Origin of the sequence: Burkholderia sp. BCC1644 (assembly GCF_902833225.1) — a bacterium.
In the GTDB taxonomy this organism is placed as follows: domain Bacteria; phylum Pseudomonadota; class Gammaproteobacteria; order Burkholderiales; family Burkholderiaceae; genus Burkholderia.
Genome location: NZ_CADFEI010000002.1, coordinates 486,789 through 507,905, shown reverse-complemented (window position 1 = coordinate 507,905; position 21,117 = coordinate 486,789). Strand labels below are relative to the sequence as shown.

Annotated in this window: 17 protein-coding genes and 1 tRNA gene; 10 read left to right on the top strand and 8 right to left on the bottom strand. The window is 67.6% G+C overall.

The window, feature by feature from the left end:
* Positions 1-201: 201 nt before the first annotated feature.
* From HWX87_RS05635 to HWX87_RS05615, 5 genes are all read left to right on the top strand, one after another.
* On the top strand, positions 202-1,527 hold the full coding sequence (locus HWX87_RS05635) for a TolC family protein (RefSeq protein WP_176046167.1): 1,326 nt from the start codon (positions 202-204) through the stop codon (positions 1,525-1,527).
* Positions 1,528-1,561: 34 nt separating this feature from the next.
* On the top strand, positions 1,562-3,037 hold the full coding sequence (locus HWX87_RS05630) for an efflux RND transporter periplasmic adaptor subunit (RefSeq protein ID WP_176046166.1): 1,476 nt from the start codon (positions 1,562-1,564) through the stop codon (positions 3,035-3,037).
* Between the two features lie 125 nt (positions 3,038-3,162).
* Positions 3,163-6,375: a CusA/CzcA family heavy metal efflux RND transporter gene (locus tag HWX87_RS05625; protein ID WP_176046165.1), complete on the top strand. Its 3,213-nt coding sequence runs from the start codon at positions 3,163-3,165 to the stop codon at positions 6,373-6,375.
* The gene (gene irlR / locus HWX87_RS05620) at positions 6,375-7,058 is read left to right on the top strand and encodes a heavy metal response regulator transcription factor IrlR (RefSeq protein WP_006490455.1); all 684 of its coding nucleotides are present in this window, start codon (positions 6,375-6,377) and stop codon (positions 7,056-7,058) included. Before HWX87_RS05625 ends, irlR begins: the two co-directional genes overlap by 1 nt.
* Complete coding sequence (locus HWX87_RS05615) at positions 7,055-8,488, top strand: heavy metal sensor histidine kinase (protein WP_176046164.1); 1,434 nt, start codon at positions 7,055-7,057, stop codon at positions 8,486-8,488. The genes irlR and HWX87_RS05615 overlap by 4 nt, the downstream gene beginning before the upstream one ends.
* Positions 8,489-8,567: 79 nt before the next feature.
* Here the strand turns inward: HWX87_RS05615 and HWX87_RS05610 are convergent, their stop codons facing one another.
* Positions 8,568-8,855 (bottom strand): DUF4148 domain-containing protein, encoded by a 288-nt coding sequence (locus tag HWX87_RS05610; RefSeq protein WP_176046163.1) that lies wholly within the window; start codon positions 8,853-8,855, stop codon positions 8,568-8,570.
* 296 nt (positions 8,856-9,151) lie between these two features.
* Between HWX87_RS05610 and HWX87_RS05605 the strand changes: the two genes are divergently transcribed.
* Complete coding sequence (locus tag HWX87_RS05605) at positions 9,152-9,403, top strand: hypothetical protein (protein WP_244137603.1); 252 nt, start codon at positions 9,152-9,154, stop codon at positions 9,401-9,403.
* A gap of 199 nt (positions 9,404-9,602) precedes the next feature.
* Here HWX87_RS05605 and HWX87_RS05600 read toward each other — a convergent pair whose 3' ends face one another.
* Positions 9,603-10,763 (bottom strand): porin, encoded by a 1,161-nt coding sequence (locus HWX87_RS05600; RefSeq protein ID WP_176046162.1) that lies wholly within the window; start codon positions 10,761-10,763, stop codon positions 9,603-9,605.
* A 315-nt stretch (positions 10,764-11,078) separates the two neighbouring features.
* Here HWX87_RS05600 and HWX87_RS05595 point away from each other — a divergent pair, with 315 nt between their 5' ends.
* Positions 11,079-11,354, top strand: a complete 276-nt coding sequence (locus HWX87_RS05595; RefSeq protein WP_176046161.1) for a DUF4148 domain-containing protein — start codon at positions 11,079-11,081, stop codon at positions 11,352-11,354.
* Between the two features lie 66 nt (positions 11,355-11,420).
* Positions 11,421-11,924, top strand: a complete 504-nt coding sequence (locus tag HWX87_RS05590) for a hypothetical protein (protein ID WP_176046160.1) — start codon at positions 11,421-11,423, stop codon at positions 11,922-11,924.
* A 14-nt stretch (positions 11,925-11,938) separates the two neighbouring features.
* Here HWX87_RS05590 and HWX87_RS05585 read toward each other — a convergent pair whose 3' ends face one another.
* Both HWX87_RS05585 and HWX87_RS05580 read right to left on the bottom strand, forming a co-directional pair.
* The gene (locus tag HWX87_RS05585; RefSeq protein WP_176046159.1) at positions 11,939-12,664 is read right to left on the bottom strand and encodes a hypothetical protein; all 726 of its coding nucleotides are present in this window, start codon (positions 12,662-12,664) and stop codon (positions 11,939-11,941) included.
* A 162-nt stretch (positions 12,665-12,826) separates the two neighbouring features.
* Positions 12,827-14,122 carry an aminotransferase class I/II-fold pyridoxal phosphate-dependent enzyme gene (locus HWX87_RS05580; RefSeq protein WP_176046158.1) on the bottom strand — a complete coding sequence of 432 codons (1,296 nt, stop codon included), beginning with the start codon at positions 14,120-14,122 and terminating at the stop codon, positions 12,827-12,829.
* 150 nt (positions 14,123-14,272) lie between these two features.
* Between HWX87_RS05580 and HWX87_RS05575 the strand changes: the two genes are divergently transcribed.
* Positions 14,273-14,941, top strand: coding sequence for an O-methyltransferase (locus HWX87_RS05575; RefSeq protein ID WP_176046157.1), 669 nt, complete (start codon positions 14,273-14,275; stop codon positions 14,939-14,941).
* 9 nt (positions 14,942-14,950) lie between these two features.
* Here the strand turns inward: HWX87_RS05575 and HWX87_RS05570 are convergent, their stop codons facing one another.
* The 4 genes from HWX87_RS05570 to HWX87_RS05555 form a co-directional block, all read right to left on the bottom strand.
* Complete coding sequence (locus HWX87_RS05570; protein WP_176046156.1) at positions 14,951-16,102, bottom strand: DUF1176 domain-containing protein; 1,152 nt, start codon at positions 16,100-16,102, stop codon at positions 14,951-14,953.
* A gap of 293 nt (positions 16,103-16,395) precedes the next feature.
* A complete protein-coding gene (locus HWX87_RS05565) occupies positions 16,396-17,619 on the bottom strand; it encodes an RtcB family protein (RefSeq protein WP_279612951.1) in 1,224 nt (407 codons plus the stop codon).
* 60 nt (positions 17,620-17,679) lie between these two features.
* Positions 17,680-18,819 (bottom strand): slipin family protein, encoded by a 1,140-nt coding sequence (locus HWX87_RS05560; protein ID WP_176046155.1) that lies wholly within the window; start codon positions 18,817-18,819, stop codon positions 17,680-17,682.
* A 257-nt stretch (positions 18,820-19,076) separates the two neighbouring features.
* Positions 19,077-19,149: transfer RNA gene (locus HWX87_RS05555), tRNA-Phe, on the bottom strand.
* Between the two features lie 338 nt (positions 19,150-19,487).
* Between HWX87_RS05555 and rtcR the strand changes: the two genes are divergently transcribed.
* The gene (gene rtcR / locus HWX87_RS05550; RefSeq protein WP_176046154.1) at positions 19,488-21,104 is read left to right on the top strand and encodes an RNA repair transcriptional activator RtcR; all 1,617 of its coding nucleotides are present in this window, start codon (positions 19,488-19,490) and stop codon (positions 21,102-21,104) included.
* Positions 21,105-21,117 lie beyond the last annotated feature (13 nt).

Sequence of the window (21,117 nt, the reverse complement as noted above, 5' to 3'; positions counted from 1 at the left end):
CGATGCGATGTGCGCCGCTCACCTATCGATGAGCGGCCTACGTCGCTCCAGCAGATCAGTGCGGTGATACATCGCTTTATCCAATTGCTGCGCGCTCACGCGCCGCGGCGCCGAAGATGACGGAAATATCATCTTCGCCTCATGTTTGCACTGCGGTTGCTCCGTAGCATCGGTCGCGAAACAGTAACCGCAGGCTCGCACATGTTTACGCACACTCTGGTTGCGCTCGCCGTCCTTGCGACGGCGGCGACCGCGCACGCCCAATCGTACCCGCCACCCGTCGCGCCAGGCGAGCTGCCCGCAGCCGTTGCGCACCGGTCCGTTTCGCTACAAGCCGACACGGCCGCTGCCGCGCCGCTGACGCTCGCCGATGCGCTCGACACGGCCGCGCGCAGCAATCCGGCGCTGCGCGGTGCGCGCGCGGACGTCGATGCATCGGCCGGCGCGCTGATGCAGGCCGGCGCGCGCCCCAATCCCGAAGTGTCGTTCCTGCAGGAAGGCTTTCGCCGCGCCGAACGTACGTCGACCGCGCTGATCAACCAGACGATCGAACTCGGCGGCAAGCGCAGCGCGCGGCTCGACGTCGCGTCGTACGGCAGGGAAGCGGCCAATGCCTCGCTCGACGAGCAGGGTGCCGTCGTGCGCGCCGACGTGATCGCCGCGTTCTACGGGCTGCTCGCCGCGCAGCGCCAGTTCCAGGTCACCGAGGAATCGGCCGCGATCGCCGCACGCTCGGCCGATCTCGCGAGCCGCCGGGCACAGGCCGGCAAGGTGTCGCCGGTCGAAGCGACCAAGGCGCATGTGGCGGCGGCCGGCGTGCAGATCGAAGTCGTGACTGCGCGCGGCCGTGTCGAGGTCGCACGCGAGAAGCTGAACGCGGTGATGGGCGAAGCGCGCGACGGCCGCCTCGCGGTGCGCGGCGACCTGGAAACCGTGCCGCCGGTCGAGTCGTTGTCCGCGCTGACCGCGCAGCTCGACGACGCGCCGCTCGCGCGGATCGCGCGTGCCGAGATGCTGCGCTCGAACGCGGCCGTATCGCTCGAACGCGCACGGCGCATTCCGGACGTGACGATCAGCGCGGGCGTGAAGCGCGTGACCACGGGCGGCGTGCCGGACAACCAGGCCGTGGTCGGCGTGTCGATCCCGATTCCGCTGTTCAACACGAACAAGGGCGCGCTGCTCGAGGCGACGCACAAGGCCGAGCGCGCGAACGCCGATCTCGATCGCGAACGCACGCGCCTGCGGCTGGAACTCACGCAGGCGTATGCGAATTTCGAAGCCGCCGCGCAGGAGGCGCAGCGGCTGAAGTCCGACATCCTGCCGGCCGCGCGCCTCGCGCTCGATGCGATGTCGCGCGGCTACGAGCTCGGGAAGTTCAGCTTCCTCGACGTGCTCGACGCGCAGCGCACGCTGTTCCAGGGCCAGTCGCAATACGTGCGCGCGCTTGCCGATGCCCATACGGCGCGTGCCGACATCGGCCGGCTCGTCGGTACGCCGCTCGCGCCGCTTGCACCTGTCACGCAATAGCGCAACAGACGCGTCCATTACCTGAAGGATCATCATGTCACGCAGCAGAATCCTGATCATCGCGGCGGTCGTGCTCGGCAGTGCCGGGATCGTCCTCGGCGCACTCGGCGTCACGCGCAACAGCGGCGGCAACGGCGCGTCCGCGTCGGCGGCTCCCGAAGCCGCATCATCCGCCGAAGCCGCCGGCGAGCGCGGCGGTGTCGTGCTCAAGCGCGGCAAGCTGTCCGTCGAAATCGTGATGACGGAGAAGCCCGGCGATGCGCGCCTCGTCGTCTATCCGTTCGTCGACGGCAAGCCTGCGACCAAGGGCGTCACCGTGTCCGGCACGCTGGTGCGCTACGACCGCACCCACGAACCCTTGCGTTTCGACGCGGCAGGCCAGAAGTTCGTGTCCGCGCAGTCGATCGCCAAGCCGCACGTGTTCGATGCGACGATCGACGTGAAGTCGGGCAATGAAGCCGCGTCGTTCCCGTTCGCACGCGCCGACGGTGCGATCGCGTTGACCGACGCGCAACTCGCGACCTCGAAGATCGCGCTCGCGAAGGCCGGCCCCGCGCAGATCGCGACGCCGTTCCAGTTGCCGGGCGAGATCAAGTTCAACGAGGACCGTACCGCGCACGTCGTCCCGCGCGTGGCCGGCATCGTCGAGCAGGTGTCGGTATCGCTCGGGCAGAACATCGCGAAGGGGCAGGTGCTCGCCGTGATTGCAAGCACCGATCTGGCCGACCGCCGCAGCGAACTGCTGACGGCCGAGCGCCGGCTGTCGGGTGCGCGCGCGACCTACGAGCGCGAACGCACGTTGTGGAAGGAGCGCATCTCCGCCGAGCAGGACTACCAGCAGGCGCAGGTGCAGTTGCGCGAGGCCGAGATCGCCGTGCAGAACGCCCGGCAGAAGCTCGCCGCGCTGAACGCGCCGGTCGGTGCGGGCGCGCTGAACCGCTACGAACTGCGTGCGCCGTTCGCGGGCACGATCGTCGAGAAGCATGCGACGCCCGGCGAGGCGATCGCCGCTGATGCGAGCATGTTCGTGATCTCCGATCTGTCGACCGTCTGGGCCGAGATGGCCGTGCCGGCACAGCGGCTCAACGACGTGCGCGTCGGCCGCGACGCAACCGTGATTGCGACGGCGTTCGAATCGCGTTCGAGCGGCCCGATCGCGTACGTCGGGTCGCTGCTCGGCGAACAGACGCGCACCGCGCCGGCGCGTGTCGTGCTGCCGAACCCGGACGGCGTGTGGCGCCCGGGCATGTTCGTGAACGTGTCGGTCGACGCGGGCAAGCAGGCGGTGCCGCTGGCGGTCGCGAGCGACGCGCTGCAGGACGTCGACGGCGCGCCGTCGGTGTTCGTGCGCTCGCCGAAGGGATTCGTCGCGCAGGCCGTCGAAACGGGGCGGCGCGACGAGCGCGCGACCGAGGTGCTGAAGGGGCTCAAGCCGGGTCAGGAATATGCGGCGTCGAACAGCTTCGTGCTGAAGGCCGAGCTCGGCAAGGGGAGCGCCGAACATGAATGAGCGATACGTGTGCGCCGTTTCCCGGCTCGCGGCCCGATATGCGGCCCGCTTTCCGGCCCGTCGAGTGACCGGACGGGCGGCCCGTCCGGTGCGGGCGACCGTTCCCCGTTTCAAGGAATCCCGACATGTTTGAGCGCCTGATCCGCTTTGCGATTGCGCATCGCTGGCTCGTGATGCTGGCGATCGCGGCCGTGGCCGCGCTGGGCGTGTTCAGCTACCAGAAGCTGCCGATCGACGCGGTGCCCGACATCACGAACGTGCAGGTCCAGATCAACACGTCCGCGCCCGGCTATTCGCCGCTCGAGGCCGAGCAGCGCATCACCTATCCGGTCGAGACCGTGATGGCCGGGCTGCCGGGCCTCGAGCAGACGCGCTCGATCTCGCGCTACGGGCTGTCGCAGGTCACCGTGATCTTCAAGGACGGCACCGACATCTACTTCGCGCGGCAGCTCGTCAACGAGCGCATCCAGGAAGCGAAGGACAAGTTGCCGGCCGGCATCGCACCCGCGATGGGGCCGACGTCGACGGGCCTCGGCGAGATCTACCTGTGGACCGTCGAGGCCGACGCCAACGCGCGCAAGCCCGACGGCACGCGCTATACGGCGGCCGACCTGCGCGAGCTGCAGGACTGGGTCGTGCGGCCGCAGCTGCGCAACGTGCGCGGCGTGACCGAGGTCAACTCGATCGGCGGCTACGTGAAGGAATACCGCGTCGCGCCGAATCCGGCCAAGCTGATGTCGTACGGGCTCACGCTCGCCGACGTCGTGCGCGCGCTGGAACGCAACAACGACAACGTCGGCGCCGGCTACATCGAAAAGCGCGGCGAGCAGTATCTCGTGCGCGTGCCGGGCCAGGCGCGTACCGTCGACGATATCGCGAACATCGTGCTGACCAACGTCGGCGGCGTGCCGGTGCGGATGAAGGACGTCGGCGTCGTCGACATCGGCCGCGAACTGCGTACCGGCGCCGCGACGGCGAACGGCGAGGAAGTCGTGCTCGGCACGGTCTTCATGCTGATGGGCGAGAACAGCCGCACGGTCGCGAAGGCCGTCGCCGCGAAGATGGAGGACGTGAACCGCACGCTGCCGGCCGGCGTGAAGGCGATTCCCGTGTACGACCGCACGGTGCTCGTCGAGAAGGCCGTCGCGACGGTGAAGAAGAACCTGCTCGAAGGCGCGATCCTCGTGATCGCCGTGCTGTTCCTGTTCCTCGGCAATATCCGCGCGGCGCTGATCACCGCGCTCGTGATTCCGCTGTCGATGCTGATGACCTTCACCGGCATGGTCAACGCGAAGGTGAGCGCGAACCTGATGAGCCTGGGCGCGCTCGATTTCGGGATCATCGTCGACGGCGCGGTGGTGATCGTCGAGAACTGCGTGCGGCGGCTCGCGCATGCGCAGGCGACGGCCGGCCGGCCGCTCACGCGCGACGAGCGCTTCGCCGAGGTGTTCGGCGCGTCGCAGGAAGCGCGGCGCGCGCTGATCTTCGGGCAACTGATCATCATGGTCGTGTACCTGCCGATCTTTGCGCTGACGGGTGTCGAAGGCAAGATGTTCCACCCGATGGCGATTACCGTCGTGATGGCGCTTGCGGCCGCGATGGTGCTGACCGTCACGTTCATTCCGGCGGCAGTCGCCTTGTTCATCGGCGAGCGTGTCGAGGAAAAGGAGAACCGGGTGATGAGCTGGGCGCGGCGCGCGTACGAACCGGTGCTCGCCGCGTTCATGACGCGCCCGGCGCGCGTGATGATCGGCGCCGGCGCGATCGTGCTGGTCACGCTCGGGCTCGCGACGCGGCTCGGCAGCGAGTTCATCCCGAGCCTCAACGAAGGCGATCTCGCCGTCTCCGCGCTACGGATTCCCGGCACGAGCCTGTCGCAGTCGGTCGAGATGCAGAAGTCGATCGAGAAGACGCTGAAGGCGCGCTTCCCCGAGATCGAACGCGTGTTCGCGCGCACCGGCACGGCGGAGATCGCGGCCGACCCGATGCCGCCGAACCTGTCGGACGGCTACATCATGCTGAAGCCGGCCGACCAGTGGCCCGACCCGAAGAAGCCGCGCGACCAGCTCGTGCGCGAGATCGAGGCGGCGCTCGCCGAGTTGCCGGGCAACGCGTACGAGTTCTCGCAGCCGATCCAGCTGCGCTTCAACGAGCTGATCTCGGGCGTGCGCAGCGACGTCGCGGTGAAGATCTTCGGCGACGACATGGCCGTGCTGAACCAGACGGGCGAGCAGATCGCGGCCGCCTTGCAGAAAGTGCCGGGCGCATCGGAGGTGAAGGTCGAGCAGACCACCGGCCTGCCGGTGCTGACCGTCAACCTCGACCGCGACAAGCTCGCGCGCTACGGCGTGAGCGTCGCCGACCTGCAGGACTCGGTGGCCGCGGCTGTCGGCGGGCAGAAGGCCGGCACGCTGTTCCAGGGCGACCGCCGTTTCGACATCGTCGTGCGGCTGCCCGACGAGCTGCGTTCGGACATCGAGGCGATCAAGCGGCTGCCGATCGCGCTGCCCGCGCCGGCCGCCGGCGCCAGCGCGCCGCTCGCGGCGGCGCCGTACGTGCCGCTCGCGGAACTCGCGACGATCGACGTCGCGCCGGGCCCGAACCAGATCAGCCGCGAGGACGGCAAGCGGCGCGTCGTCGTCAGCGCGAACGTCCGTGGCCGCGATGTCGGCTCGTTCGTCGCCGATGCGCGCGAGCAGCTGCAGCAGGACGTGCGCGTGCCGGCCGGTTACTGGGTGTCGTGGGGCGGCCAGTTCGAGCAGCTGCAAAGCGCGAGCGAGCGCCTGAAGCTTGTTGTGCCGCTCGCGCTGTTCATGGTGTTCGTGCTGCTGTTCGTGATGTTCAACAACGTGAAGGACGGGCTGCTCGTGTTCACCGGCATCCCGTTCGCGCTGAGCGGCGGCGTGGTGTCGCTGTGGTTGCGCGGGATTCCGCTGTCGATCACGGCGGCGGTCGGCTTCATCGCGCTGTCGGGCGTGGCGGTGCTCAACGGGCTCGTGATGATCTCGTTCATCCGCAACCTGCGCGACGAAGGGATGCCGCTCGAGGCTGCCGTGCATGACGGTGCGCTCACGCGGCTGCGGCCGGTGCTGATGACCGCGCTGGTCGCGTCGCTCGGCTTCCTGCCGATGGCGTTCGCGACCGGCACCGGCGCCGAGGTGCAGCGCCCGCTCGCGACGGTCGTGATCGGCGGTATCCTGTCGTCCACGGCGCTGACGCTGCTGGTGCTGCCGGTGCTGTACCGCGTGAGCCATGCGGTGTCGTGGCGCGCGGCGTTTCGCGGCGGCCTCGGCGCGGGCGTGCTGCGCCGGCTGGGTTTCTTCAAGGGTAATGCGTGATGCGAATTCTGATTGTCGAGGATGAACCGAAGACGGGCGCGTACCTGCGCAAGGGCCTCACCGAGGCCGGCTACGTCGTCGACTGGGTCGAGGACGGCATCACGGGCCAGCACCAGGCCGAAACCGAGGAGTACGACCTGCTCGTGCTCGACGTCATGCTGCCCGGCCAGGACGGCTGGACGCTGCTGCAGAACCTGCGGCGCAGCAAGTCGACGCCCGTGCTGTTCCTCACCGCGCGCGACGACGTCGGCGATCGCGTGAAGGGCCTCGAGCTCGGCGCCGACGACTATCTCGCGAAGCCGTTCGACTTCGTCGAGCTGACCGCACGCATCAAGTCGATCCTGCGGCGCGGCCAGCCGCGCGATTCGAACACGCTGCGCGTGGCCGATCTCGAGCTCGACCTGACACGCCGCAAGGCCACGCGGCAGGGCGACACGATCCTGCTGACCGCGAAGGAATTCGCGCTGCTGTGGCTGCTGATGCGCCGCGAGGGCGAGATCCTGCCGCGCGCGACGATCGCGTCGCAGGTGTGGGACATGAACTTCAACAGCGACACGAACGTCGTCGATTCGGCGATCCGGCGGCTGCGCTCGAAGATCGACGACGCGTACGAACCGAAACTGATCCACACGGTGCGCGGCATGGGCTACGTGCTCGAAGCGCGCGGCGGCGCGGCCGCATGATCGCGCGTCTGCTGCCGCGCACGCTGCGCGGACGCCTGACCGCGCTGATCATCCTGTCGACGTCGGTGATCCTCGCATCGAGCGGCGTCGCGCTTTACAAGGCGTTGAGCAGCCGTGTCGAGATGACGGCCGCCGAGCAGATGGCCGGCATATCCGCCGCGCTCGGCACGCACCTGGGCGGAGCGGACACGACGGCCGACGTCGCGCGCAACCCGGGCATCTGGATCGACCAGCTGCACGGTCACCAGAACATGGATCTTGCGATCTTCGATGCAACGGGCGCGCGCCTCGTCAGTACGCCCGGATTCCGTCCCTATGCGCCGCTGATGTCGCTGAACGCCGGGCGCGTGCCGGTCGCCGTCACACCGCCCGGCGCGCGGCACCAGTATCTGGTGACGAATGTGCCGCTCGCGGGCGGCGCCGGGGCGGGTGCGCCCGTGGTGCGCGTCGCCGTGCAGTACGACCGCAGCGCCGACGTGCTGCTGCTGCGCACGCATGCCTATACGATTGTCGTGATCGAGGTGTTCGGCGTGGTGCTGGCGGCCGCGATCGCATACGGCATCGCGGCGCTCGGGCTGAGCCCGTTGCGGCGCTTCGCGGCGCGGGCCGAGCAGATGTCGACGAGCCGGCTCGCGCATCCGCTGCCGGAACTCGATACGTCCGGCGAACTGAAGGAGCTCGAGCATGCCTTCAACGGGATGCTCGAACGGCTGAACGAGTCGTTCACGCGGCTGAGCCAGTTCTCGTCGAATCTCGCGCACGACATGCGCACGCCGCTCACGAACCTGCAGGCAGCCGCGCAGGTCGTGCTGTCGCAGCCGCGCAGCGCGGAGGAATACCGGAACGTGATCGAGTCGAGCATCGACGAATACCAGCGCTTGTCGAGGATGATCGAGGACATGCTGTTTCTCGCGCGCTCGGAACAGGCCGGCACGTCAATCGGCGTGCGGCGCCTGAATGCGGCGGAGGAGGCTGAGCGGGTGGCCGGCTACTACGAGCCGCTGGCGGAAGACGAGGGCGTGACGGTGAAGGTCGACGGCCACGCGTGGGTCGATGCGGACCTGACGCTGTACCAGCGTGCGCTGAGCAACCTGCTGTCCAATGCGCTGACCTATGCGCCGCGCGGCAGCGTCGTGACGATCGATTGCGTCGAGCAGGGCGGCGCGACGACGATCGCCGTGTCGGATACGGGGCCCGGCATCGCCGCGGAGCATGTCGGGCGGATCTTCGAGCGCTTCTATCGTGTCGATCCGTCGCGGCACAATTCCGCGTCGGGCACGGGGCTCGGCCTCGCGATCGTCCGGTCGATCATGGACAATCACGGCGGCGAATGCGGTGTCGACAGCGATCCCGGCCGGCGCACGACGTTCTGGCTGCGCTTTCCGCGCCGGCCGGCCGAGCCGGACCGGCCGGCGGCCATCGGCACCTGACACCGCGGGCGGGTACGCTCGCGCGTTCGCCATGAGGCGGTAGCGCGCGGCGTGCTGCCCGCGGTCGTGCGGCCGAGCGTCATTTCTGCGCGGTCAGGTTGTCGTGGTTGTCGGCCTGCGGCTTCTTCTCGCCGCCATGCACCGAAATCCCGTGAAGCTCCTTGTTGCGCGCGACCATCTCGCTGGTCGGCGGGTATTGCGTCTTGCCCGTCGGCACGACGCCTTCGTGCTGCGCCTGCTTCAGTTCGTTGACGACCTGCGTGCGGGTCTTGCCCTGCGTTTGCGTTTCCGCGAAGGCGGCCTGCGTGGCCATCCCGAGCGACAGCGTGGCGGTGACGAACAGTGCTGCGAGTTTTGCCGTTTTCATCGAGTGCTCTCCTTGATCAGGTCGCCGGGTGGCGAACCATGGACCCAGTATGCGAAAGCAGCCGTGCGTGATCGTGATCGCAAGATGAAAAAATCGTCAGATAACGCAAGCAGGCAGCGCGTCGTTGGAACCTGACTGACATGACGTAACCGTCATGTTCGCGTCATGGGCACGATGAGCGGGAAGCGGAACATGAAGTCTGCCGTTGGCCGACAGGGCCAACGGCATTCGCGCCGTTCGCGACAGCAGCATGGAAAGCGGGCGGCCCTGTCCAGCCTCCCATTCCGGACCGAAACGTGCATCGTCCCGCCATTCGTTTGACCTTGATCGCAGTCCTGATCGTCCCGCTGTTCGCAGGCTGCGCATCGACTCGCTCCGGCACCTCCGCGGCCACGCCTGCCGCCACGTCTTCGGCCGCACGCCAGCCGGTGCCGGCCGACCTGATGCCCGGCGAGCAGATCGACTATGCCGGTCACCGCTGCGGCAATCCGAACCTGCATGTGAAAACGCATCCGTGCCTGTTTCCGCAACGCAATTCCGCACAGTGATCGTCCTGCGCGCGAAAAAAAGGCCCGGCACTCGACGAGTCCGGGCCTAACGCGTGATCGTGCCGTGCGACAACGACCCGCTGCGTGGGTGGGAACGGGCAGGGCCCGTTACCGTTCCGATCGTAGCGACCTCACGCATCGAGAACCTGATCGCAACATGAAATTTTCGTCACGCAGCGCGTGGAGCCGGCCGCCGCGATCAGAACCGGTGGCGTAACCCCAGATTCACGATGCCCTGCGTGCGCGTGCCACCGTAGCCGTAGGAACCGATCGATGCCTGCGCCGTTTGCGTGCCGCCGTCGAGCGTGCGCTGCTCGCCGTTCGCGCGCTGCCAGGCGCCGACCGCATAGAGATCGGTGCGCTTCGACAGCACGTAGTCGGCCCCGGCGGACACCTGATGGTAGGTCGCGCCCGTATCGCCGCGGGCACGCGTGTAGCTGTAGCCGAGGCCGACGAGCAGGCTCGGCGTCGCCTGATAGTTGAAGAAGCCGCGTGCGGTGTCGTACTTCTGCGTGCTGCGGAACGCGGACATCGCGTCGGCCTTGTACAGCGCATTGCTGTAGTCGATGCCGATCGCGAAGGGGGCGAAGTTGTAGCGCAGCGCACCGCGTGCGATGCCGATCGATTTCGCTGAGATGTAGCCGCCGTTGACCAGCGACCCGTCGAACGTGCCGTCGGACGTGCCGTTCCAGCCAGTCCGGATCCCGTTGGCGAGCGATGAACGGTTGGCCGCGTAGTAGTAGCCGCCCGCGACGTCGACCGGGCCGTTGCTGTACGACAGGCCGGCCGACCAGGTCTGGCCCGCGCCGCTCTTGCCGGCCACGCCGCCGAGCGCATACATGCCGACGAACTGGAATCCGCTGATTACGGGGGACGTGTACTTCACCGCGTTGTCGGTGCGCGACGACGTGTCGTAGTTGTCGACGTCGCCGGGTGTCGCATACACGCTGCCGAAGTAGAAGTCGCCGGTGACCGGCCATGCGACGTCCGCAAGCGCGTCATACTGGCGGCCGAGCGTCAGCGTGCCCCAGCGGGCGCTTTCAAGGCCGACGAACGCCTGCCGGCCGAACATCCGGTTGCCTTGCCCGAGCGCGCCGGTGTTCGGGTTGAAGCCGTTTTCCAGCGTGAAGATCGCTTTCAGCCCGCCGCCCAGGTCTTCCGCGCCTTTCACGCCGAAGCGGTTGCCGAGCAGATTGCCGTTGCCGAGGCCGACGAGGTTCTTGCCGCCCGCGTCGGCGTTCCACACGTACGTGAGCGACGTATCGAACAGCCCGTACAGCGTGACTTCCGTCGCATGCGCCGCGTGGGTAGCCGCGAGCAACGTACTCGACATCATGACGAGCCGAACTGGAGTTTTCATGGTGTGCCCCTGAGGTTCAAGAAGATCGTTTCGTGCATCGCTCGATTCCGGTGTGGAGCCTTATGGGGGCGAGCCGGAATATCGCGATTGCGCTGGCGATTCTGGAAAGCGTTCGGATCGTGGAGGTGAGGGACAAATGAGAAAAATGTCATCGCCGTGTCATGTGCGCGGAATCAGGCGGGGAATTTCATTCGTACTGCGACGCAGCAGATGCCGGGACGGTGACGAAACCGTCATGCTGCGATCACGATTTCGCACCGGCGTCGGCTCACAGTGAACGCTCCCGTCACGGATTTCCAGCAAGGAGCCAACAACATGAACATTCCGCGACCGATGATCGCCATCGCCGTTGCCGCACTGTCGATTGCGGCCTTCTCACCGGCGGTCGCCGCCCAATCGAAGACCCGGCAGGAAGTGCGTCAGGAACTGGTGCGCGCGCGGCACGACGGCGTGATCCCGAGCCCGAATCACGATTACCCGGCGAGCCCGGCTGCTGTCGCGCGGAATCAGGAAATTCATCGCTCGACCGTTCATCGCGGCGAGCCGGCGCCGATGGTCGATGCGCACGACAACCGCTTTGCGGTGCGTTGATCGTTCATTCACGGCCGGGCGGCGCGATGCCCGCCGGCTGGATCCACCCGCGTAAAGGAGAGTGCCATGCGTACTATCGCGAAAGGAATCGTGCTTGCGGTGTGCCTGATGTCGACGGCCGCGATGGCGGCCGGCTGGCCGGAACGTGCGCTGTCGCACGCGCCGGCGCATGACGTCGGCAGCCGTGCAAACGAGCGGATGCACTGCGAATTCGCGGCGGTGCCTGCTGGCGCGTGGACGGCGACGTTCACGCGCGGGCAATGCGAAGTCGCCAACGGCCGGCTGACGTTCGTGCCGGCCGATGCGGGAAGCGGGGCGACGATGACGGAGAAGCGGATCGTGCTCGGCGACGTCCGCACCGCGTCGCATCAGTCGCGCAAGTTGAAGGAACAACTGCAATTGACGACGCGCGACGAAGTGATCGCACTGAACGTGCTGACCGACGACGGCAGCCGCAAGTCGCGCGAACATGCGATCGACCTGTGGGCTGCGTTGCGCAACGAGGGCGTCACGCCCGTGAACGGCACGCGGATCGTCGACACCTATCCGGCAGGCGCGACGACGTGGTAGCCGCCGCGTCCGGCTTATCCCGCCTTGACTGACCCTTCGATCAGGAAGAACACGATGAAGCCGATGAAGAACGCGGCCGTCGCGAACGGCGTTTCGGGCACCTCGTGCGCTTCGACCAGCAGTTCTTCGGTCACGAGGTACAGCAGCGCGACGGTGCCGAGCCCCAGCAGCGCCGCGTAGATATTCGTCGGCAGGCCGGCAAACGCCGCATTGCCGGCAATGGCCGCGATGCTCAACAATGCGGCAAGCCCGACCGGCACGACGATCGACAGCATCCGGCCGATCCCTGCGGCGGCAAGCGCGGCGCTGACCGATAGCGCGAGGAACAGCACTTCGAGCGTCAGCGCGACGGTCAGGATGATGCCGCTTTCGTCGCTGGCGGAGAAGGCGATGCCGAGCACGAGGCCGTCGATGACGAGGTCGATCGCGGTGACGATGATCAGGCTCACGGGCAGCCGCGCGTCCTCGAAGCGCGTCTCGATCGTGCCCGACAGCGCACGGATCGCGAGCATCAGCGCGATGCCGAGCACGAACCCGACGACGACCGGAAACAGCGCATGCGCGCGGTCTTGCGGCAGCAGTTCGAGCGCCGCGGCCGCGAACACGATGCCGCCGGTGAAATGCTGGATGACGCTCGACGTTTTCGGGCCGGGCGCACGCCACGCGGCCGCGAGGGCGCCGAAACAGGCCGCCAGCACGGGCGGTAACGTGAGCAGCGCAAGCTTCGCGGTCGGTGTCATGTGGCCTCGGGCAGTGGGCGTGCAACAGCAGGTGCTGCATTGCACGGTTCGTACGCGCCGGGCGGTGCCCCGGCATCAACCGGGGATTGAACACCTTGAAGCCGCTTCAAGGTCAAGGCATTTGACGCGGGGCGTACCGGCCAGCCGGCGCGCCCGTTCCCGTCAAAGTTGCGCGAGCGCCTGGTCGAGATCGGCGAGCAGGTCGTCGATATGCTCGATGCCGATCGACAGTCGCACCGTTTCTTCCTTCACGCCGGCCTTCGCGAGCTCGGCCGGCGACAGTTGCCGGTGCGTCGTCGAGGCGGGGTGCGTCGCGAGCGACTTCGTATCGCCGATGTTGACGAGCCGCGTGAACAGCTTCAGCGCGTCCTGGAACTTCGCACCGCCGTCGCGGCCGCCCTTCACGCCGAACGTCAGGATGCCCGGCGCGCGACCCGACAGGTAGCGTGCGACGAGCGGATGGTCGGGGTGATCGGGCAGGCCCGCGTAGTTCACCCACTCGACGTGCTCGTGGCGCGCGAGATGCTGCGCGATCGTCAGCGCGTTGTCGCTGATCCGTTCGACGCGCAGCGCCAGCGTCTCGATGCCCTGCAGGATCTGGAAGGCGTTGAACGGCGAGATCGCCGCGCCCATGTTGCGCAGCGGCACCACGCGCGCGCGGCCGATATACGCGGCCGGCCCGAACGCTTCCGTGTAGACGACGCCGTGGTAGCTGACGTCCGGCTCGTTCAGCCGTTTGAAGCGGTCGGCGTGTTCGGCCCACGGGAACTTGCCCGAATCGACGATCGCGCCGCCGAGGCTCGTGCCGTGCCCGCCGAGGTACTTCGTCAGCGAGTGCACGACGATGTCCGCGCCATGCTCGAACGGGCGCAGCAGGTACGGCGACGGCACCGTGTTGTCGACGATCAGCGGGATGCCGTGCCGATGCGCGACTTCCGCGAGCGCGGCGATGTCGGTGACGTTGCCGAGCGGGTTGCCGACCGATTCCGCGAAGATCGCCTTCGTGCGCGCATCGATCAGCGGTTCGAACGACGCCGGGTCGCGCGGATCGGCGAAGCGCGTGGTGATCCCGTATTGCGGCAACGTATGCGCGAACAGGTTGTAGGTGCCGCCATACAGCGAACTCGCGGACACGATGTTGTCGCCGGCTTCGGCGATCGTCTGGATCGCGTACGTGACCGCGGATTGCCCCGATGCAAGCGCGAGCGCGCCGATGCCGCCCTCGAGCGCGGCGATCCGCTGCTCGAGCACGTCCGTCGTCGGGTTCATGATCCGCGTGTAGATGTTGCCCTGGACCTTCAGGTCGAACAGGTCGGCGCCGTGCTGCGTATCGTCGAATGCGTACGCAACGGTCTGGTAGATCGGGACGGCGACCGCGCGGGTGGTCGGGTCGGGACGATAACCGCCGTGCACGGCGATGGTTTCGAGACGCCAGTTCGGATTGGCCTGATCGGTCATGGGTGCTCCGTTTGTTGTTGTGAAGGTCGAGGGGTCCTGCCGTCCGGCGATTATAGGAGCACGTGCGCTGCTGTCCTTAGAACGAATGGTGTGTTGCTTATGGGGGCGTCGCGCATAGAATGCCTTTTTCCCGCAGACGAAAGGTGCGCGATGGATCAGGATCAGTGGAACCAGGTGGATGCGTATTTCTCCGCGACGCTCGTGCCGTCCGACGATGCGCTCGATGCCGCGCTGGCGGCAAGCGACGCGGCCGGGCTGCCCGCGATCAACGTCGCGCCGAACCAGGGCAAGCTGCTGCAGCTGCTCGCGACGATCCGCGGCGCGCGCCGCATCCTCGAGGTCGGTACGCTCGGCGGCTACAGTACGATCTGGCTTGCACGCGCATTGCCGCCCGGCGGCGCGCTCGTGACGCTCGAACTGAACCCCGACCATGCGAAGGTCGCGACGCAGAACATCGCGCGCGCCGGGTTCGCGGAGGTCGTGTCGGTGGTGGTCGGCAGCGCGAAGGACAGCCTCGCGCGGCTCGTCGACGCCGGTGAGGCGCCGTTCGATTTCATCTTCATCGATGCGGACAAGGACAACAACGCGGTCTATCTCGACGCGGCGCTGAAGCTGTCGCGGCCCGGCACCGTGATCGTCGTCGACAACGTCGTGCGGCGCGGGCGCGTGGCCGATCCGGACAATCGCGAGCCTGACGTGGTCGGCGTGCGCGACGGGTTCGCGCGTCTCGTGGCCGAGCCGGCGCTCACGACGACGGCCGTGCAGACGGTCGGGCAGAAGGGCTGGGACGGGTTCTCGATCTCGATCGTCGGCGCGTGACGTGATGCGTCAGTGCGCGCTTGCGGTCGCGTCGGCGCGGCGATACAGGCGCGGCCACTGATCCTGGAACAGGCCGTTGCAGGTGCCGTGCGTTGCGATGTCGGCGAGCAGGAAGCGCCGGCCGTCGAAGATCCACGACGCGGTCGAGCCGCAATCGCCGGCACTGCGCAATCGGACCTTGCTCGACAGCATCGCGCTGGACGGGTCGTAGCCGGCGTCGGTGAGTTCGTTCGCGAAGGATGCCGAATCGAGGCCCGCATTTGCGTTCTCGCCGAAATTCATGGCCGTCGGTGCGTACGGTGCGGTGCGGCGGATGCGATACCACAGGTCGGTGTGGTTATACATGCTGCTGGTCTGGCACGGGATCGCGACGAGCGCCTCGTCGGCCGAGATCGCGACGGCGGTCGATGCCTTCCTGCGATCGCTTGCCGACATTTCGTCTTCGACATCGGCCGCACATTGCTTCACGTCCGTGCCGAATTTCGCGAGCACCGCGTCGACGAGCGGACGCTGTTCTGCTGCCGACAGGCTGGAGACGGGCGGCGGCGCCGGCGTGACGGCGGGCGGCAGCGCCGGTGCGGGCGGCACCGACGACGCAGGCCTGGTACCGGGGCGCAGCAGCGCGGTGACCGTGCCGACGCGGCCCTGCGTATCGTCGATCAGCAGCAGCGCGGCATTCAACCCCGACAACGGCGTGCGCGCGGTGTGTGCCGACGCCGGATCGCCGAAGCTCAGCAGCTGTGCGTTGCGCGACGCGGAAAGCCACGCGGCAACCGTTGCCGGATCGTTCGTGCGGACCCGGAACGGGTGTGCTTCGTCGTCGGGCTTGTCGCCGAACGCATGCCATTGGGCCGGCACCGCATCGAACGGGCGGCCGTCGACGCGTGCGGTACGCAGGTCCAGCGGCGCCGACGCGTAGAGGTCGAGCGACGGTTGCGCATCGGGGCCGGCGTCGCGCGTCACGCGCAGGATGAGGCGGGTGCGTGCATCGTCGATATCGTCCGCATGGCTTTCGGCCACGCAGCGATTGCCGTTGTCGCAGACGACCGACCAGTTCTTGAAATCGCGCTCGACCGGCGGCCGCGCGAGCGGACGGGCCTGTGCGGCGAATGGGGAAACGGAGAGGAGGACGGCGAGGGCAAGCGAAAAACGGTGCGACATGACGGTTCGTATCGACGGTGAAAGGGCGGGCGGAAGATGCCGGACTGCAAGCGCATCGTCAGCAAGCGGTGCAGGTCGAGTGCAGCGGCGCGAACGGCGTCAAGTATACCGCTGCGACGGGAGGCGCCCGATGTGGCGACCCGTAGTGCGCGCGTGCGTGCGTTGCTGGCCGCGCAGAGGCCGCTGCAGACGGACAAACGGCGCGATGCCGCCAGGCACCGCGCCGTTTGCTTTTCATCGACTGTCGAAAACCTCGCACGGGAACGTGTCGGGCATCGACACGCCGCACCGCGCTACCCCTTCACGCACACCACCTGGCGCAGCGTGTGCACCACTTCGACGAGGCTGCGCTGGGCCGCCATCACCGCGTCGATGTCCTTGTAGGCCATCGGGATTTCGTCGACGACGCCCGCGTCCTTCCGGCATTCGACGCCTTGCGTGGCTTTCGCCTGGTCGTCGGCCGTGAAGCGGCGCTTCGCTTCGGTGCGACTCATCGTCCGGCCCGCGCCGTGGCTGCACGAACAGAAGCTTTCCGGGTTGCCGAGCCCGCGCACGATGAAGCTCTTCGCGCCCATCGAGCCCGGAATGATCCCCAGTTGCCCCATCTGCGCGGACACCGCGCCCTTGCGCGTCACGAACACGTCTTCGCCGAAGTGACGTTCGCGTTGCACGTAGTTGTGGTGGCAGTTCACCGCGTGCTCGTCGACCGCGAACGGCTTCGCGATCACGCCGCGCGCCGCGGCGATCACCGCGTCCATCATCGCCTGCCGGTTGCGAAGCGCATAGTCCTGCGCCCAGCCGACCGCTTCGACGTAGTCGTCGAAGTGCCGGCTGCCTTCGGTGAAATACGCGAGGTTGCGGTCCGGCAGGTTCGCGATGTGCTGACGCATGTCGGCCTGCGCGAGTTCGATGAACAGGCTGCCGATCGCATTGCCGACGCCGCGCGAGCCGCTGTGCAGCATGAACCACACGTGGTCCGCCTCGTCGACGCACACTTCGATGAAGTGATTGCCGGTGCCCAGCGTGCCGAGATGCGCGTAGTGGTTCGTCTTTTCCAGCTTCGGATACTTGTCGACGATCCGCTGGAAACCGGGCAGCAGCGACTTCCACGATTCGGTCACGGCGGCCGGCGTGCGATCGCCCCACGCGCCCGGATCGCGACGCCCCGGCGCGCGGCCGTGCGGCACCGCGCGTTCGATCGCGCTGCGCAGCCCCGCGAGCGAATCCGGCAGGTCGGACGCCGTCAGCGTCGTGCGTGCCGCCATCATCCCGCAGCCGATGTCGACGCCGACCGCGGCCGGGATGATCGCGCCCTTCGTCGGGATCACGCTGCCGATCGTCGAGCCCTTGCCGAGATGGACGTCCGGCATCACCGCGATGTGGCTGAAGACGAACGGCATCTGCGCGGTGTTGCGCAGCTGCGCGCGCGCTTCGTCCTCGACGGCGACGCCTTGCGTCCACATCTTCACCGGCTTGCCGTTCGCCAGTTCCATCACCTGGTAACCCATGTCATTCATTTGCTTCACCCTTCATTCCGTTGTCCGGCGCGGCACACGCGTGCCGCGCCGTGTCCTGCATTACGCGCCCTTGATGCTGACGAGTCCGTTCAGCACCTGGTCGAGGCCGCCGAACACCGAGATGCGGTCGATCCGTTCCGCGACGCGCTCGAGCGTTTCCAGCTCCTTGAGCCGCAGCGCGGTCGGGTTTTCTTCCATCACCTTCGCGGTGTTCAGCAGCGAACGCGTGGCCGCCGTTTCCTCGCGGCGGCGAATCACGTTCGCCTGCGCGGATTTCTCCGCCTCGACCACCTGCGCGAGGATCGTCTTCATGTCGCCCGGCAGCACGATATCCTTCACGCCGACGCTGCGCACGTCGACGCCCGAATCGCCGAGACGGGCACGCACCTGCGCGATCACGACCTCGTCGATCGACTGCTTGTCCTCCAGCAGTTCATCGAGCGAGCGCGTGCCGACCGCCGAGCGCAGTGCGAACTGCAGCTCGCGATACAGGTGCTCGACCGGCTTCTGCAACTGGCCGAATGCATGCAGGACGTCCGCATAGCACCACGTCGCCGACAGGTTCAGCCGCAGCGCGACCTTGTCGCGCGTCAGGATTTCCTGTCCGCCGACTTCGATCGCCTGCAGGCGCAGGTCGACGAGGTCGACCGCGACGTCGCGGTTGAAGCGCCAGAACGCCGACGTACCCGCATCCAGCAACCGCTCGATCTTGCCGTCGATCTTCAGCACGCCGACGTGGTACGCCGGCACCTGCGCCAGCAGCACGCCCGTCAGGCCCGCCACGCCGCGCGCCCGCAGCGCCGGTTGCGCGATGCGCTTCACGAGCGCGGCCGGCAGCATGCTGTCCTGCGCGAGGTCGACGCGTTCGAGGCGGTGCGCGGTCAGGCCGCGCCAGTACAGCCGGCGCGTACCCGGCGCCAGGATCTCGACGAGCACGTCGTCTTCATAGCGCAGGCCCGCTTCGTCGTCGGCGAGATCCATCGCGACGAAGGACTGCGCGAGCACGTCCGGTGCGTCGTGACGCAGGTAGTCGGCCAGCGCGGCGTCGGCGAGCGGCGCGTCGAGACGCGCGGTTTGCACCGACAGACGCTTGAACGGATCGAAGGCCTTGAACACGCCCGGTTCCAGCACCTTCACGAAATCGCCTTCGCTCATCAGCAGCGCGCGTTCGTTCTTTTTCACTACATGTCGCATCCACATATTTTTGTCCTTTTTTTCAACGGCCGCCGGGTGACGCGCATCGTGCGAATCGGGGTGCGACGCAACCGGGCGGGCGGCGCGCCGGCCGGCGTCGAAGCACACGGCGACGCATCCTGCATCGCGTCGTCGTGCGCATCCGCGCAGGCCGTGCGGCCGCCCGGCCGATCGCGCGGAACCTCGACCGGTCCGACGCGCGGCGGGCCTGTCGGCCCGCACCGGCGGGTACTGCTTTCATCACAAGACTGTCTTTACGGACAGTGTTCGAGCGGGATTCGAACCCGCCACCGGCCGGCTTTCGCCGGCTGCTCCACCTGGCTGAGCTTCCGAACAATGGGCGCTCCGGGATTCGAACCCGGACGAGGCATCCTGGCGCGCGCCCCTTTGCCTTCATCTGTCCATGGCGGCATGCGCTGCCGCGACGAACGAGGTTCGGCGGCGGCGCACCAGCAGGGCTTGTTGAACCCTGGCTCGCGGGCCAGCGGGACATCCGGCGTGTTCTATTTAGCGAGGAGCGTGCCAGTGGGCGTGTTTGCGCTCGGGATATTTTTTAGTTCGTTGAAAATAAAGGGGTTTTGTTTGATGTGCAGTATTGGGTGCCGATGCTTTCAGCCTCGCGTGATTACGGAATTCCGATACAATCAGATCGTCTTTTATCTCATGAGATAAACATGCGAAAGACCGTTGCGATCGGTTTTCTCGGTACCGTGCTCGACCAGGGCGATCGCACGGCGCGTCGCTACCCGAAATGGCGGCCGACGATTTCGCTGTGCGAGCACCCCGACCTGCCGATCGACCGGCTCGAACTGCTGTATCCGCAGGAGTACCTGCGTCTCGCCAGTCACGTGCGGGAGGATCTCGCGCAGCTGTCGCCGTATACCGACGTGCGGCTGACGCCGGTCACGCTCCACGATCCTTGGGATTTCGAGAAGGTCTACGCGACGCTGCACGACTTCGCGCGCGCGTATCCGTTCGACCTCGAGCACGAGGATTACCTGATCCACATCACGACCGGCACGCACGTCGCGCAGATCTGCTGGTTCCTGCTGGCGGAAGCGCGCTACCTGCCCGCGCGCCTCGTGCAGACGGGCCCGCCGCAGCGGACCGACGAAGGCCCGAGCGGGCCGGGCACGATATCGGTGATCGATCTCGACCTGTCGCGCTACAACCGGATCGCGCAACGCTTCACGCGCGAGCGCGACGAAACGGTGTCGTTCCTGAAGGCCGGCATCGCCACGCGCAACGCGCGTTTCAATGCGCTGATCGAGCAACTGGAGCGTGTGGCCGTGCGGTCGCGCGCGCCGATGCTGCTGGTCGGGCCGACGGGCGCCGGCAAATCGTTTCTCGCGAAGCGCGTGTACGAGCTGAAGCGCGGCCGCCATCGGCTCGCGGGGCCGTTCATCGAGATCAACTGCGCGACGCTGCGCGGCGACGCGGCGATGTCGACGCTGTTCGGGCACGTGAAGGGCGCGTTCACCGGCGCGCAGACGGCGCGCGCGGGCCTGCTGCGCGCGGCGGACGGCGGGCTGCTGTTTCTCGACGAGATCGGCGAACTCGGGCTCGACGAGCAGGCGATGCTGCTGAAGGCGATCGAGGAGAAGCGTTTCCTGCCGGTCGGCGCGGACGTCGAGGCGACCAGCGATTTCGAGCTGATCGCGGGCACGCATCGCGACCTGCGGCAGATGGTGGCGGTCGGCACGTTCCGCGAGGATCTCTACGCGCGGATCAATCTGTGGACGTACGAACTGCCGGGGCTCGCCGAACGCCGCGAGGACATCGAGCCGAATCTCGAATTCGAACTCGATCGCTTCGGCCGCGAGCAGGGCGAGCTGGTGCGATTCAACGTGGAGGCGAAGCGGCGCTATCTCGCGTTCGCGGCGTCACCGCGCGCAACGTGGGCCGGCAACTTCCGCGAACTGTCGGCGTCGGTCACGCGGATGGCGACGCTGGCCGATGCAGGGCGGATTACCGAGGCGCTTGCCGAGCAGGAAGTCGAGCGGCTGACGCGCACGTGGTCGTCGCCGGGCGGCGCGCGCGTGCCGGAATCGTGCGTCGACGCGGTGTTCGGTATGCGCGCGGCGGAACTCGACCTGTTCGACCGGGCGCAGCTCGAACGCGTGCTCGACGTGTGCCGCACCTCGGCGAGCCTGTCGGAAGCCGGGCGCACGCTGTTCGCGGTGTCGCGGCAGAGCAAGAAGCAGCCGAACGATGCGGACCGGCTGCGCAAGTATCTCGCGCGGTTCGGGCTCGATTGGGAGGCGGTGAGGCAGGCGCTCGACGGGGCATGACGCGCGCCGCGGC